Annotated in this window: 13 protein-coding genes; 9 read left to right on the forward strand and 4 right to left on the reverse strand. The window is 73.2% G+C overall.

Features of this window, described 5'->3' with window-relative positions:
• Window positions 1–95: 95 nt before the first annotated feature.
• On the reverse strand, window positions 96–1,052 hold the full coding sequence (locus tag ACPCUX_RS17245; protein WP_423389252.1) for an L-lactate dehydrogenase: 957 nt from the start codon (window positions 1,050–1,052) through the stop codon (window positions 96–98).
• 152 nt (window positions 1,053–1,204) lie between these two features.
• On the opposite strand from ACPCUX_RS17245, the gene ACPCUX_RS17250 reads away from it, so the two are divergent.
• The 5 genes from ACPCUX_RS17250 to ACPCUX_RS17270 all read left to right on the forward strand — a co-directional run bounded on the left by ACPCUX_RS17250 (window position 1,205) and on the right by ACPCUX_RS17270 (window position 5,395).
• Window positions 1,205–1,576, forward strand: a complete 372-nt coding sequence (locus tag ACPCUX_RS17250) for a hypothetical protein (RefSeq protein ID WP_423389253.1) — start codon at window positions 1,205–1,207, stop codon at window positions 1,574–1,576.
• 174 nt (window positions 1,577–1,750) lie between these two features.
• Entirely contained in the window at window positions 1,751–2,311 is a 561-nt protein-coding gene (locus ACPCUX_RS17255; protein ID WP_423389254.1) for a SigE family RNA polymerase sigma factor, read from the forward strand.
• On the forward strand, window positions 2,308–2,994 hold the full coding sequence (locus tag ACPCUX_RS17260; protein ID WP_423389255.1) for a hypothetical protein: 687 nt from the start codon (window positions 2,308–2,310) through the stop codon (window positions 2,992–2,994). The genes ACPCUX_RS17255 and ACPCUX_RS17260 overlap by 4 nt, the downstream gene beginning before the upstream one ends.
• A 329-nt stretch (window positions 2,995–3,323) precedes the next feature.
• Entirely contained in the window at window positions 3,324–3,974 is a 651-nt protein-coding gene (locus tag ACPCUX_RS17265; protein ID WP_423389256.1) for a hypothetical protein, read from the forward strand.
• Between the two features lie 929 nt (window positions 3,975–4,903).
• Window positions 4,904–5,395, forward strand: coding sequence for a hypothetical protein (locus tag ACPCUX_RS17270; RefSeq protein WP_423389257.1), 492 nt, complete (start codon window positions 4,904–4,906; stop codon window positions 5,393–5,395).
• Between the two features lie 81 nt (window positions 5,396–5,476).
• Here the strand turns inward: ACPCUX_RS17270 and ACPCUX_RS17275 are convergent, their stop codons facing one another.
• Window positions 5,477–5,911, reverse strand: coding sequence for a hypothetical protein (locus ACPCUX_RS17275; protein ID WP_423389258.1), 435 nt, complete (start codon window positions 5,909–5,911; stop codon window positions 5,477–5,479).
• A 427-nt stretch (window positions 5,912–6,338) separates the two neighbouring features.
• Between ACPCUX_RS17275 and ACPCUX_RS17280 the strand changes: the two genes are divergently transcribed.
• The 4 genes from ACPCUX_RS17280 to ACPCUX_RS17295 all read left to right on the forward strand — a co-directional run bounded on the left by ACPCUX_RS17280 (window position 6,339) and on the right by ACPCUX_RS17295 (window position 10,305).
• Window positions 6,339–8,678 (forward strand): arylsulfatase, encoded by a 2,340-nt coding sequence (locus ACPCUX_RS17280; protein ID WP_423389259.1) that lies wholly within the window; start codon window positions 6,339–6,341, stop codon window positions 8,676–8,678.
• Between the two features lie 103 nt (window positions 8,679–8,781).
• Complete coding sequence (locus ACPCUX_RS17285) at window positions 8,782–9,258, forward strand: DUF6325 family protein (RefSeq protein WP_021480863.1); 477 nt, start codon at window positions 8,782–8,784, stop codon at window positions 9,256–9,258.
• Window positions 9,259–9,281: 23 nt separating this feature from the next.
• The gene (locus tag ACPCUX_RS17290) at window positions 9,282–9,584 is read left to right on the forward strand and encodes an SHOCT domain-containing protein (RefSeq protein WP_137279997.1); all 303 of its coding nucleotides are present in this window, start codon (window positions 9,282–9,284) and stop codon (window positions 9,582–9,584) included.
• A 52-nt stretch (window positions 9,585–9,636) separates the two neighbouring features.
• The gene (locus ACPCUX_RS17295) at window positions 9,637–10,305 is read left to right on the forward strand and encodes a YrhK family protein (protein ID WP_171467198.1); all 669 of its coding nucleotides are present in this window, start codon (window positions 9,637–9,639) and stop codon (window positions 10,303–10,305) included.
• A gap of 34 nt (window positions 10,306–10,339) precedes the next feature.
• On the opposite strand, the gene ACPCUX_RS17300 is transcribed toward ACPCUX_RS17295, so the two are convergent.
• Together ACPCUX_RS17300 and ACPCUX_RS17305 are read right to left on the reverse strand one after the other, a co-directional pair.
• Window positions 10,340–12,556: a sialidase family protein gene (locus ACPCUX_RS17300; RefSeq protein WP_423389260.1), complete on the reverse strand. Its 2,217-nt coding sequence runs from the start codon at window positions 12,554–12,556 to the stop codon at window positions 10,340–10,342.
• Between the two features lie 221 nt (window positions 12,557–12,777).
• A complete protein-coding gene (locus ACPCUX_RS17305) occupies window positions 12,778–13,449 on the reverse strand; it encodes a peptidase (RefSeq protein ID WP_391513420.1) in 672 nt (223 codons plus the stop codon).
• Window positions 13,450–13,721: the final 272 nt, after the last annotated feature.

The following is a 13,721-nucleotide window of genomic DNA, read 5'->3' on the forward strand; positions in this document are numbered from 1 at the left end:
TCGCGTCGGTGGACGGCCTCACGGCGCGTCCCGGACGAGCACCACGCTCCGTGCGCCGGGCTCCACCCGCAAGCGGAGGGGCCCGGGGCCGGCGGCTACTCGAGCCCGAGGTCCTGCTGCGCGGCGTGCAGGGCCTCGGCGGACGCGCGGAGCTGGCGCTCCTCGGCCGCCGACATCGTGAGGTCGAGGACCTGCTGGACGCCGCCGGAGCTGATGACGCTCGGCACGGAGAACGCGACGCCGCCGATGCCGCGGTAGTCGTCGTGCACGGTGCCGACGGGCAGCACGGCGTGCTGGTCGCTGACGACCGCCTCGACGATCCGGGCACCCGCGAGCCCGATCGCGTAGTTCGTCGCGCCCTTGCCCTCGATCACCCGGTACGCAGCCTGGCGGACCTGGTCCGTGATCTCGTCGAGCTCGCCGTGCGTGAAGTGGTGGCCGTCGGGCGAGACCCAGTCGAGGATCGGCACCGGCCCGATGCGCGCCTGCGACCACAGCGCGAACCCGGTGTCGCCGTGCTCGCCCACGATGTCGGCGTGCACGCTCGTCGCCGCGACCCGGGCCTTGTCGGCGATGAGGCGGCGCAGCCGAGAGGTGTCGAGCACCGTGCCGGACGAGAACACGCGCGACGTCGGCAGGCCGCTGATCTGCTGCGCCGCGACGGTCAGCACGTCGCACGGGTTGGTGACGATGCAGTAGACGGCGTCCGGCGCGTGCTCGAGGAGCTGCGGCAGCAGCGTCTCGAGGATGCGGACGTTCGTGCCCGCGAGGTCCAGGCGGCTCTGGCCCGGGTCCTGCTTCGCACCGGCGGTGATGACGACGACGTGCGACCCCTCCGCGACCGACGGGTCCGCACCACCGACGACCTGGCTCGCCCCCGTGAACTGCGTGCCGTGCGCGAGGTCGAGCACCTCGGCCTCGACCTTCGCGCGGTTGATGTCGTAGAGCGCCACCGTCCGTGCGGAGCCGCGGATCAGCGCGGCGTACGCCAGGCTGGTCCCCACGCTCCCGGCGCCCACCACCGTGACCTTCGAGCTCTCGACGCGTGTCATGGGCACCACGCTACGCAGACGGCGTCGCCGCGGCTCGTGCGCGCCGTCCGGGAGCGGTGACGGAGGGCCTGGGGCATCATCGGCAGTGCTCCTCGGCCCGCCCGGGGAGGCCGGGCCGCCCAGGCCGGGCGGGGTGCGAGACGAGGACGGTCATGAGAGCTCTGCGGTACCGGGTCGCGGCGGTCGCCGCGGCGGGTGCGGTGCTGGTGTCGGCGGGGGCCCGCACGGCGGACGAGCCGAGCTTCTGCGACGCCGCCCGGTCCTACGAGGAGACCGTCAGGGCCAGCACGGAGTCGCTCACGCGCGACGAGGACGCGGACGCGTTCGCGCAGGACGCCGAGGCGATGCGCGAGGTCACCGCGCCCGACGAGCTCAGCGCGGACTGGGACCGCGTGACGACGACGGCCGCGGACGTCGCGGACGCCCTGGCCGACGGCGACGACGGGACCGAGCTCCTGCTCGACGACGACTACCAGGACTCGTTCAGCGCGGTCACCGAGCACGTCGAGAACAGCTGCGACTGAGGGGGCCCTCCCTGAGCGGCCGAGCCATCTCGTCCCTCGGGAAGTGGAGGAGAGCGCCCCCCGGTCGTCGCACGACTCCGACGGCCTTGCCATCGCCCCACGACTCCGCGCCAGGGGTTACGCGTCTCAACCTCTCGGCGGGCTCGTGCGTTGTCGTGGGTGACAGAAGGGTCGATGGCGGAGGTGCGGGTGGAGCAGGGGGTCGGGTCGAGCGGCGTCGAGGTCGAGGCGTCGCTCCCGCTCGCGGTGGGCGACCGGTCGTCGTCGGTCGAGTTCGAGGCGTTCGTGCGCGACTCGGCGAGAGCGCTGGCCACGACGGCCTACCTGCTGGTCGGCGAACGGCACCGGGCCGAGGAGCTGACGCAGCAGGCGTACGAGCGCGTGTGGCGCGCGTGGCCGCGGGCGCGCCAGGACCCGCTGCCGTACGCGCGACGCGTGCTGGTGAACCTCCGGGTCGACCACTGGCGACGACGGCGCCGCGAGCGGCTCGTCGACGTCGTGCCCGAGCGCGCGCACGCGGCGGGCGACGACGCGGTGGTGCTCCGTGACGAGCTCGTGCGGGCGTTGATGACCCTGCCGCCGCGCCAGCGCCGGGTCGTCGTGCTGCGTCACCTGCTGGACCTGTCGGTCGAGCAGGTCAGCGTCGAGCTGGGCGTCACGCCCGGCACCGTCAAGGCCTCGGCGTCGCGCGGACTCGCCACGTTGCGTGTCGTGCTGGGAGAGGAGCACCCGTGAACGACGACGACCTCGCCGCCGCGCTGCGCGACCGGTTGCGCGCCGCGCCGTTCGACCCCGACCTCGACCCCGCTGAGGTCCTGACCCGCGCGCGGCGAGTCCGCACGCGCCGTCGTCTCGGCGCGGTCGCCGGGTCCGCGGTCGCGTTGATCGCCGTGGTGGCGTTGGTGGTGCCGGCCGCGCTCGGGACCGCGGGCACCGAGCCCAGCACCCGGCTGGGCCGGGTCGTGCCGGCGGGCCCGAGCGACGCGCCGCGCACCGACGCCACGACGAGCGCGCCCGAGCCGTCCACGCCCGAGCGCGAAACGAACGGCGTCCGGTTCTGCGCGAGCTACGTGGCGCAACCCGGCGGGAACACGGCGACCCAGTACCAGCCCGACGGCACGACGTACGAGATCGGCGGGCTCGAGGGCTGGTGGAACGCGATCCCCGCCGACACCGTCGGTGGCTACCTGCCCGTCGAGGAATGGCCCCAGCAGATCCTCGACCACCCCGCCACCGCCACGGTCGAGACCGTCAGCGGCACCGTCCTGGAGTCCTTCGACCGGCGCACCTGCGGTCCCGTCGAGGGCTACGTACCCCCGCCCCCCGAGACGCTGCCCGCCGACGCGATCGTCGTCCTCGACGCCCGGACCGGTGAGGTCCTGGCCGAGCAGGCGCTCAACACCCCCACCACGCCGTAGACCGACGTCGGGCGGAAGCGGGGCCGATCCGTGAAGTCACGATGGCCCGTCACAGGCTCGTCCTGCCTCGACCCGCCGCGAACCAGGACGGCGAGTCCCGCGCGGGGACGCGGGCCGTCCTCCCTCGTCGGCATTCACCCGGTGCAGTTTCAGCGGTTCGATCGGCGGATGGGCTATGGTCCGTGCACCTTCGCTTGTTCTGAGCTTGCTGTGATCCAGGCTGGGGCCTGCCCGTACGGATGTGGGTTTCGGTTGCCGGTGCGCGCTGGTGTGTGCCGTCACGAACGGCTGGTTCACGATGGCGTCGAGAAAAATCAGCGGGAGTGCCCTTGGCAGAGATCAATCTTCAAGACCTGTTCGCCGATGACCTGCTTTCCCGCGGCTTCCGATTGGATGGGCGTGTGTTTCGCCGCGAACCGAATGTGCTCAGCGGAATCGCCATGAGCGTGTGGCTCAACCCCGAGAACCGACTGAAGCGTGTGCGGACGGTGACCGTAGACTGCTGGCAGGGGAGTGAGACGCTGGGAAACTGGTTGTACGGATTTGACCAGGCACGAGCTGTGTCGGAGATCGAGCGAGGCTGTCCTTGGGCCTCATTCGAGTACGGGGAGGCGGTTCCGGGTTGGCCGAGCGTGATCGTCGACGACTTCAGGCGGGTCACGCTCCCGTTCATCGATGCGTGCAGTTCTGTGGAGACGCTGTGCGTGCTGTTGCTGGAGTCCAAGATCCCTCCGTCGAACATGCGGAGGGCGCCGCTCGGGTGGGTCCAGGATGTCTGGGACATCTCGGGGAGAGCGGAACTCCCAGAATTCGGCTCGCGTGCGCTCGATCTTGCCGCAGGCCTGAGGCTCAGCGCGCAGAATTATGCCGACGCGAAGTGGTGGTTGGAGTCTCAGGGGTTGGATGCGGACATCGCGCATCCACCGCAGCGAACGGTTCGTCGGCTCCCGTGGCGACGGCGCTCCCGCAGCGGCTCCTGAGGAGCGAGCGTCGAGCACTCCTGCCCATGGCCTGGTGTCCGACTCTGCTCACCAGGAGGTTTGTCTGTGTGCAGCGTGATGTGGTGCGCGGGGGGTCGCTTTCGAGGTGAAGACGGGCAAACCCCGCCGCGCTCTGTGCAGCGCGCACGAAAGATGCTCGGACCACCAAACGCCTCGGTGTCAAGAGAATGCTGATGAGGGTGTGAGGTTCCCAAGTATGACAAGCCAGTACATCGATCGGCGCGAGGCCGCGCGCCGGGTGCGTACGAGCCTCGGGGTGGCCCTTGCTGAATGTGGGATGAAGACGCTTCGCGGCGGGAAAGGCTGGGTCCGCCGTTTTCCAGAGAGCGGGAACGGAGTCGGGGTCTGGATCCAGTTCGTGATGCATCGTGGTTTGCTGAGATGCGCCTGGATGGAGACGATTCCTTCTTTCCGTTGGCCGACCTTGCCGCCGTTGACTTTTGGTGCGAGCGATTCGGACCGATTCTCTCTCGCTTGGCGAATGACGCGTTTCGGCGAAGCCTATGACCCGGGCGTGCGCTTGTGCGATGGAGTTCTCGGCGGTGCGTCGCGCGTTGTGTGCCCGGCGCCGTTTGAGGTGAGTGCACGCCGTACCTGTAGCGCCGCAGATGATCGGCGCCGCGGTCTCGGCCCCGACCAGCGTTGGAGAACGTGGTCCAGGTGCGCCGCGGCCTGACCCTGTGCCACGAGGCTCACCGGTCCCGGGTTCTTCGCGCGAGCGAGCGGTCCTGCCGCTCGGGCGTGGCGAGTGGCGCTCCGTGTCGGACGACGGTGTGCATCAGGAGCGGCGCGCGGACCGGTGAGATCCTGGTCGGCCGATCACAGGCTCTACACGCGCCACGCCGTAGACCGCCACCCGCGCGCCGATCCGTCCCGGACGACACCGACCTCTGCCACACTCCTCAGGCATGAACGACGGACGATCCTGGACGTGGGGCTTTCGCGCTGCGGGCCCGGCCGTCGAGCTGTTCGCGATCGCGACCGTCCTGCTCTGCGTCGCCGGCGCGCTGCCCGGCCTGGTCGTCGCCGCGGCGGTGACGGAGTACCGCGACGAGGCGCCCCGTGCGGCAGCGGCGTCACCGGAGCTCCTCGCGGAAGTGCAGCAGCTCTCCGCGTTCGGAGGTGGTGTCGGGGCGGTCCTCGCCCTGGGGTGCGGGGTCCTCGGCTGGCGCCTGGTCCGGGGCTGGGCCCGCGGCTCGTCCGACGTCGAGGCGCCCCGAGCCGTCGCAACAGCGGCGACCCTGAGCGCCGCCGCGATCGTGGGGGCGTTCTTCACCGCTGCGACGGGGTCGGGCGTGGCCGAGGTGTGTGCGGCCGGGGCTGCTCTGCTCGTCGTCACGTCGCTCGCCGTGCTCGGGTCCGCGCAGGTGCGCGCTGCACGGCGCGAGCCGGCTGGCTGATCGGGCGGCGGCAGGGCACGCGGACGACGCTCGGGCCCTACGGGTGGCCGTCGACGGCCGGTCCGTGCTGCCCGGAGGTGATCAGAGCGTCCAGCCCACCCGGGCTTCCATCGGGCCGCCGCACGCTTCCGACCCTCCGACGCGGACCCACTCGACGGACTTCTCGGTCTCGGCGAGGACTGCTCCGGTCTCTTCGAGGGCGCGCAGCCCGACCGGGTTGGTCCGCGAGAAGACCGTGAAGGACCAGGTGTCACCCTCCCGTGAGGTCGCGATGGCCGGCTCCTGCGCGTCGGGACCTGTCGGCAGCGGTGGTTGCCACCCGGCGTCTCCGCCATCGCGCACCTGAAGATGGTGCACCTCCTCGGTGTCGCCGGTCAGCACCACCTCGAGGAGATCGGCGTACGCGATCGCGGGGCAGACCTCGGCGCCGCCGGAGAGCCGCGAGACGAGGAGCGCCACGACGACCAGCGCCCCGACGACCACGAGGCTCGTCCCCGCCCAGACGGGCAGGCGCACGCGCCGAGGTCTCGGCGGCCGGTGCGCCCGGTCGACGTCCTGCTCCTCCATAGAGTGCCCCCCTCGTCGCGGACCGGTCCCGGTACCGTGCACGTCGCGGAGGACGACCCTGGCCGCGCGCGACATCGAGGACCATCATGGCCGATCCGCCGCCCGGTCAGGCGGTGCGCACCCGTCCCCGCAGGTCCACCCAGCTCTCCTCGCGGAGTCAGGTGTGGCGGCGTCGACCCCACCCGGTTCGCCCGTCGCGGGTGATGCCGCGCCTCGCTCGTCGTCCGTACGGTCGAGCCGATGCCCTCCGCCGCGCCTCCCTGCTGCGCGCCGGTCGGCGACGACGTCGCACCCGCCCACCGCACCTCGGCAGGTCCGCACCCGGGGCGGGCCACGGCGTCGGTCCGCACGGCCCAGGACAGACGGGAGAGCGTGGATGAGCACCGAGCCCCGCCGGACGGTCGTCGGACCGCCCCTGCCCACGGAGCGGTCGTTGCCGTTCCCGCCCCGCCGCTCCGGCAGCGTCGCGGGCCGGACGATCCAGGAGTCGACGTACTCTCCGCGCCCGCCGGAGCGCCACCTGCCCCCGGGCACGCCGAACGTCGTCGTGATCCTCATCGACGACGCGGGGCCCGCGCTCCCGACGACGCTCGGGGGCGCCGTCCGCACCCCGACGCTCGACCGGGTGCGCGCGAACGGCATCGGGTACAACCGCTTCCACACGACTGCGATGTGCTCGCCGACGCGCGCGTCCCTGCTCACCGGGCGCAACCACCACCGGGTGGGCAACGGCCAGATCGCGGAGCTCGCGAACGACTGGGACGGCTACTCGGGGCACATCCCGAAGAGCAGCGCGACGATCGCGGAGGTGCTGCGCCAGTACGGGTACGCGACCGGCGCGTGGGGCAAGTGGCACAACACCCCGGCGGAGGAGACGACGTCGGCAGGCCCGTTCGACCGCTGGCCCACCGGGTACGGGTTCGAGTACTTCTACGGCTTCCTCGCGGGCGAGGCGTCGCAGTACGAGCCGCACCTCGTGCGCAACACGACCCCGACCCTGCCGCCGAGGACCCCGGAGGAGGGGTACCACCTCAGCGAGGACATCGCCGACGACGCGATGCGGTGGCTGCGCGACCACAAGGCGAACGCGCCGGACAAGCCGTTCTTCGTCTACTGGGCCACCGGCGCGCTGCACGGGCCGCACCACGTCATGAAGGAGTGGGCGGACAAGTACGCCGGCGCGTTCGACGACGGGTGGGACGCGTACCGGGAGCGGGCCCTCGCGGGCGCGAAGGCGGCGGGCTGGGTGCCCGACGACGCGGAGCTCACCCCGCGCCCGGAGAGCCTCGCCGGCTGGGACGACATCCCCGACGACCAGAAGGCGTTCCAGGCGCGGCTCATGGAGGTCGCCGCAGGGTTCGGCGAGCACGCGGACGTGCAGGCCGGGCGCCTGCTCGACGAGGTGGAGCGGCTCGGCTACGGGGACGACACGATCGTCGTCTACATCTGGGGCGACAACGGCTCGTCGGGGGAGGGGCAGAACGGGACGATCAGCGAGCTGCTCGCCCAGAACGGCATCCCCTCGACGGTCGAGCAGCACATCGCCGCCCTGGAGGAGCTCGGGGGCCTCGACGCGCTCGGCACCCCCGCGACGGACAACCAGTACCACGCCGCGTGGGCGTGGGCCGGGTCGTCGCCGTACCAGGGCATGAAGCTGCTCGCGTCCCACCTCGGCGGCACGCGGAACCCGATGTTCGTGAGCTGGCCCGGGCACATCGAGCCCGACCCCGTGCCGCGCACCCAGTTCCACCACGTCGTGGACCTGGTGCCGACGATCTACGAGATCCTCGGCATCTCCCACCCGGAGACGGTGAACGGCGTCCCGCAGGACCCGATCGACGGGACGAGCCTCGCGTACTCGATCGACGACGCCGGCGCCGAGGGCCGCCGTCGGACGCAGTACTTCGAGATCATGGGCAGCCGGTCGATCTACTCCGACGGCTGGATGGCGTCGGCGACCGGCCCACGCCTGCCGTGGGTCCAGGGGATGCCGGCCGGGATCCAGACGTGGACCCCGGACCAGGACCGGTGGGAGCTCTACCACCTCGACGAGGACTGGAGCCAGGCGCACGACCTCGCCGCCGAGCACCCCGAGAAGCTCGCCGAGCTCAAGGAGCTCTTCGCGATCGAGGCGGCACGCAACGACGCGCTCCCGGTGGGCGGCGGGCTGTGGGTGCCGGTCATGCACCCCGAGGACCGGATCAGTCCCCCGTACACCGCGTGGGACCTCTCGGGGGACACCGTGCGCATCCCGGAGTTCTGCGCGCCGGCGCTGGGCAACCGCCCGAACCGGGTCGAGATCCGGCTCTCCGTCCCCGACGCCGCGAACGGCGTGCTCTACAAGCTCGGGGGCGCGGGCGGCGGGCTGACCTGCTTCCTGCTCGACGGCGTCCTCACCTACGAGTACAACCTCTTCCTCGTCCAGCGGACCGTGGTGCGGTCGGGCGCGCCGCTCGCCGCCGGCGACCACACGGTCGAGATCGTCACGACGTACGCCGAGCCGCGGCCGGCCGGGCCGCTCGACGTCGTGCTGCGGCTCGACGGCGAGGAGGTCGGTTCCGGCACGGTGCCCGTCAGCGCGCCGCTGCTGTTCTCCGCGAACGACTGCCTCGACGTGGGACGCGCGTACGGGGGCGCGGTGTCGCGCGCGTACGCGGACCGGATGCCGTTCGCGCTCGACGGGCGCATCGACGGCGTGCACGTCGCGTACCTGTGACGCGACTTCACACTTCCCGGGTGAGGACGCGGACGGCGCCCGGGGGCGAGCCTGGGGGTCGATCCCGTGCGCCGCGCGGGACGGACGCGGGGAGGACGCCACGATGACGCAGGAACTCAGCGACGGGCCCGGTGACGGGCTCGACGACCTCCGGGAGAGCGGGCCCGTCGACTTCCTCGTCGTCGAGCTCCCGACGGACCGCGCGACGGGCGACGCCGCGTTCCCCTACCTCGTCGACCTCGTGGACCGCGGCATCATCCGCGTGCTCGACCTGGTGGTCGTGCGCCGCGAGGACGACGGCGGCGTGACGGCCGTCGGGCTCGAGGAGCTCGACGACGGGTCGACGGAGCTCGCGGTGTTCGAGGGCGCGCGGTCGGGGCTGCTCGACGACGACGACCTCGCGCAGGCGGTGGACGCCGTCGAGCCCGGCATGACGGCCGTCGTGCTGGTGTACGAGAACGTGTGGGCGGCGCCCTTCGCGACCGCGCTGCGCCGCAACGGTGCCCAGCTCGTCGCGAGCGGGCGCATCCCGGTCCAGGCGCTCATCGCGTCGCTGGACGCCACCGAGCCGGTCGGCTGACCGGCGCCAGGAAGGAGACCACCGTGCCAGGACTGCTCCGCGGCGTCGCCCGCACCGCCGTCGTCGCCGGGACGGCGACCGCCGTCTCGAACCGTGTCTCGCGCCGCCAGGCGGGCCGCTGGGCCGCGCAGGAGGAGCCGCAGTACGCGGCCCCGCCGCAGCAGCCGCAGTACGCGGCCCCGCCGCCGCAGTACGCCGCGCCGGCACCTGCCCCGGCGGCCACGGACGCGCGCATCGAGCAGCTGACGCAGCTCGCCGCGCTCCGCGACCAGGGCGTGCTCACGCCGGCAGAGTTCGAGGCCCAGAAGGCCCGCATCCTCGCCTGACACGGCCGGTCCGCCGTCGCGCGGGCCGGCCCGGCACGGCGGAAGGACGAGCATGACCCGGACCCGCACCGCCGACCCGGGGCGCCGCCTGCGGCGCGAGGCGTGGGGGTTCGCGGCGGGGTCGCTGTGCTTCCTCGTCGGCGCGCTCCCGCCGTACGCGGGCGCGGTGGGCGCCGTGGCGACCGGGGTGACGTTCGTCGTCGGCTCGGTCTTCTTCACGGCCGCGGCGTTCGTCCAGCTCGGCCTGAGCGGGCGCCGCCCGCCCCGCACGGGCACGCCGCCCGCCGACCGCTGGGACTGGTGGTCCGCGGCCGTGCAGCTCGTCGGGACGCTGTGCTTCAACGTGAGCACGACGGCGGCCCTCGTCGCGGCCGTGAAGGCCCCGACCGCGCTGTGGGTGGGGTGGAGGCCCGACGCCTACGGCTCGGTCGCGTTCCTCGTGTCGTCGGCGCTCGCGGTCCTCGCGACGCGCGACCGGGGCCATCTGTGGGACACCGACGCGCGCACGTGGCACGGCACGTGGCTGAACATGATCGGCTCCGTCGCCTTCGCGGCGTCCGCCGTCGGGGCGTACGTCGACCCGTCCACGGGCACGTACCTGAGCGCGTGGTGGGACGACGCCGGGACGCTCCTCGGCGCCGTCTGCTTCCTCGCCGCCGCGCTGCTCTCGCGCCGGTCGGCCGGTGTCCCCGCCCGCACCGACGCAGTCCCGGCCGGGTGACGCCCCCGCGTCGCCCGGCCGGGCGCTCCCGGGGTCAGGAGCAGTCGGCCGCCGCGTAGTCGGCGTCCACGGCCGCTGCGGCCGTCCCGGCGCTCGCGCTCCCGGCGTCGACCGACGCCGCGCGGACCGCGAACGACTGGTACGCCGCCCGGCCCGGCTGGACGCCCGCCACCGTGCGCTCGCCGTACGGCGTGCGCAGGGTGACGTCGGTGGGCTCGTCGCCGGTGTTGCGCGCCGTGACCGCGACGTACGCGCCGCCGGCGAGGCAGCGGCTCGTCGCCTGGACCGCGAGCGCGGCCGGGGCGGCGGCGAGCTCGACCGTCGGACCGTCGAGCTCGACGACCGTCACGCTCGACCCGGAGGTCGAGGTCCACGTCGTGGCGGGCGTGAACGACCCGCGGTCGAGGTCGGCCTGCGTGACGACGTGGTGCGCGAACGTGCACGTGTACGACCCCTCGGCCGGGAGGTTCCGGTACCGGCAGTTCTGCGCGGCGTTCGCGGGGTCGAGCCCGGCGAGGTTGCCCGTGGGCACGACCTGGGTCGCGGCCGTCGAGAGGTTGCGCACGTCGAACGTGAAGCTCAGGCGGTCGCCCACGGCGTACGACGGCTGCGGGTTCGCGTGCGTCCCGCGCACGCTGATGTTCCCGGGCGCGCCGAAGTACACGCCGGGACCCTCGTGCTCGACGGTGGTGACGGTCGTGCCGGACGTCGACGTCCACGTGGTGCGCGGGACGAAGAAGCCCGCGTCGAGGTCGGCCTGCGTGATCGTGTGCCGGGCGGACGTGCACGTGTACGCCGCGCGCGCCCCGAGGTTGCGGTAGCGGCAGTTCGGCGCGCCCTGCGCGGGGTCGAACCGCTCGAGGTTCCCCGTCGGCGAGACGGTCGTCACGGCGTCGGACAGGTTGGTCACCGTGAACGAGTAGGTGACGATGTCGCCGACCTTCCAGCCGCCGGCCGGGGTCGCGCTCGTGACGCTCGCCGTGGTGACCTCGACCTCGCCCGGCGTGCTGCTCGGGGCCGCGAGGAGCCAGTCGTGGTCGAGCTTGGCGAACCGGATGCCGCCCCCGCCACCACCGGGCTCGTAGAGCAGGCCGACGGTCCCGTCCGCGAGCGTGGCGAGCGTCGAGTACGCCATGCCGCCCGGCTGGAAGACGCGCGCGACGGGCCACGTCTCGCCGTCGTCGTAGCTGACGCGGACGGTGCCGTTGACCCGCCCGGTCTGCGACGCGGCGTTCGAGAAGAGGAGCACCTTCGCCTCGGCCGACCCCTGGGGCGCGTTCGGGTACGCGCGCACGATCGACGCGTTGTTGGTCGGGTCGGGCAGCTCCGTGTCGAGGGTGACCGGCCCGTACGTCACGCCGCCGTCGGTCGAGTACGCGACCTTGCGGTACTTCGACCCGGCGGAGTCGCGCGAGTTGAGCATGACGCGCCCGTCCGAGAGCTCGACGGTCTTGTTCTCGTCCATGCCCGTGCCGACGGGCTGCCCGACCTGCCAGGTCGCGCCGTGGTCGTCGGAGTAGACGGACACGGCCTGGAACTGGCCGGAGCCGTTGATGATCGTGTACTGCTGCACGAGCCGGCCCGCGTGGGGGCCGTACCGGAGCTGGATGCCCTGGCCCGACGCGGCGAAGCGCGAGCGCCACCCGAGGTCCGCGGTGACGTCGGCGGTGATGGTGCGGTGGGTCCACGTGCGGCCGTCGTCCGTGGAGGCGGAGACGTTGGCGTGGATGACGTCGCGCGCGGTCGGGTCGACGCCCGGCCGGGAGCCGCCGAAGCCCTGGTCGTAGGACTTCACGTGGAAGTTGAAGATCGTCCCCGTCTCCCGGTCGACGACGTAGCTCGGGTCGGAGTAGCCCTCGATCGGCGCGGTGGTCTTCCCGGCGGCGACGACCTCCTGCGGCCCCCACGTGACGCCGTCGTCGGTGGAGCGGCGCTGGAGGATCGAGTTCGGCCCGGGGGAGTCGGCCGCGGTGGGGCGGCCGTCGTACGAGGCGAGGACGTCGCCGTTGGGCGCCACGGTGAGCGCCGGGATGCGGTAGTTGGGGAAGCCGCCCTGTCCGTTCGTCGCGAGCTGCTGCTCGGTGTACGAGCCCGGTCCGCCGGTGGCGGGCGCGAGGTCGAAGTCGGGGGCGAGGGTCGTGTGGTGGGCCGACGCCGTCGTGACGGGGGCGACGACGCCGCCCACCGCGAGCGTGAGCGCCGCGGCGACGGTCACTGCGCGGTGCGCGGGTCTGCGGAGGTGTCCGATCATGCCGTTCCTTCCGGTCGGTGCTCGGCGCGGGCGGACGGTCGCGGGGGAACGCGGCGACGCTGCCGAGAACGCTTAAACAGATGATGTCAGATGTCTGACGTTAGGAAGGTAGCCCGGCGGGTCGGCAGGGTCAAGGGCGGCGCGCGGACAGCACGACGCCCGCCGGCCGCGCGGGGTGCGCGGCTGACGGGCGTCGGTGCGGGTCGGAGCTCTCCGGCGGCTCAGCCGCGGCGGGTCCGGCGGGACGCGATCACGACGGCGGTGCCCGCGGCGGCGAGCACCGCGGCGATCCCGGCGTACAGCGCCGCGCTCACGCCGGTCTCCGCGAGGCCCGGGTTCGCCGCGGAGGCGCTGACCGTGCTCGAGACGGGGACGACGCCGGCCGGGTCGTCCAGCCCGGGCGGGTTCGTCGCGCAGTCGGGGGACGCCGGCGGGTAGACGGTCGTCACGACGACGTGGGGGTTGACCTCGAAGCGGACGTCGACGGAGGGGCGCACCCAGTCGTACTCGTCGCCCTCGACCCACCGGCCGTCCTCGAGGCGCCAGCCGGGCCAGTCGACCCCGCGGCCGGAGTCGTCGACGACCGCGCCGGGCCACAGGAGGCGGCCCGAGAGCGGGAGCCCGCTCTGCACGACGCTCTCGCCGTCGGGGTTGATCCACGTGACCGTCGCGGTGTCGTGGTCCGTGCCCTCCACCTCGATCGCGTAGTCGAGGTACGCGGCGTCGCTCTCGCACACGGGCGCGAGGGTCGTCAGTCGCATCGAGGGCTCGGTCGGCACGTAGGTGTCGCCCTCCGCCGCGTGGGCCGGCCCCGCGAGGAGCGCGGCGGTGGCAGCGAGGGCGGCGGCGGCGGTGGCCCGCCCGGCGGCGCGGCGCCCGGTCGAGGTGCTCATGGTGGTTCCCGTCGGGTCGTGGTCGGTCGGGTCTCGGCGGTCGTCGTCCACGGGCGCCGCCGTACCCCCGCGGACCAGCGGGACCGGAGCAGCAGGGGCACGGGCGTGTCGGACACGATGAGGCGGCACCGCCGTCGTCGCCGATGCCCGCACCTGCAGGGGGCTGTGGTGCGGGCATCGGCTGGGCCTCAACCTAGACACCCAACTGGACAGGCGTCCAGTTCTCGAGCGGGTGAAGTCCGGGCGTCGTCGAGCCGCCCGTGCGGCGGGCT

The organism is Cellulosimicrobium sp. AB352 (genome assembly GCF_049538415.1).
In the GTDB taxonomy this organism is placed as follows: Bacteria; Actinomycetota; Actinomycetes; order Actinomycetales; family Cellulomonadaceae; genus Cellulosimicrobium; species Cellulosimicrobium funkei.

Bases quoted from the DNA above. Each gene is read 5' to 3' on its own strand.
- ACPCUX_RS17245 (WP_423389252.1), bottom strand. From the start codon at position 1,052: ATGACACGCGTCGAGAGCTCGAAGGTCACGGTGGTGGGCGCCGGGAGC.
- ACPCUX_RS17250 (WP_423389253.1), top strand. From the start codon at position 1,205: ATGAGAGCTCTGCGGTACCGGGTCGCGGCGGTCGCCGCGGCGGGTGCG.
- ACPCUX_RS17255 (WP_423389254.1), top strand. From the start codon at position 1,751: ATGGCGGAGGTGCGGGTGGAGCAGGGGGTCGGGTCGAGCGGCGTCGAG.
- ACPCUX_RS17270 (WP_423389257.1), top strand. From the start codon at position 4,904: ATGAACGACGGACGATCCTGGACGTGGGGCTTTCGCGCTGCGGGCCCG.
- ACPCUX_RS17280 (WP_423389259.1), top strand. From the start codon at position 6,339: ATGAGCACCGAGCCCCGCCGGACGGTCGTCGGACCGCCCCTGCCCACG.
- ACPCUX_RS17285 (WP_021480863.1), top strand. From the start codon at position 8,782: ATGACGCAGGAACTCAGCGACGGGCCCGGTGACGGGCTCGACGACCTC.
- ACPCUX_RS17295 (WP_171467198.1), top strand. From the start codon at position 9,637: ATGACCCGGACCCGCACCGCCGACCCGGGGCGCCGCCTGCGGCGCGAG.
- ACPCUX_RS17300 (WP_423389260.1), bottom strand. From the start codon at position 12,556: ATGATCGGACACCTCCGCAGACCCGCGCACCGCGCAGTGACCGTCGCC.
- ACPCUX_RS17305 (WP_391513420.1), bottom strand. From the start codon at position 13,449: ATGAGCACCTCGACCGGGCGCCGCGCCGCCGGGCGGGCCACCGCCGCC.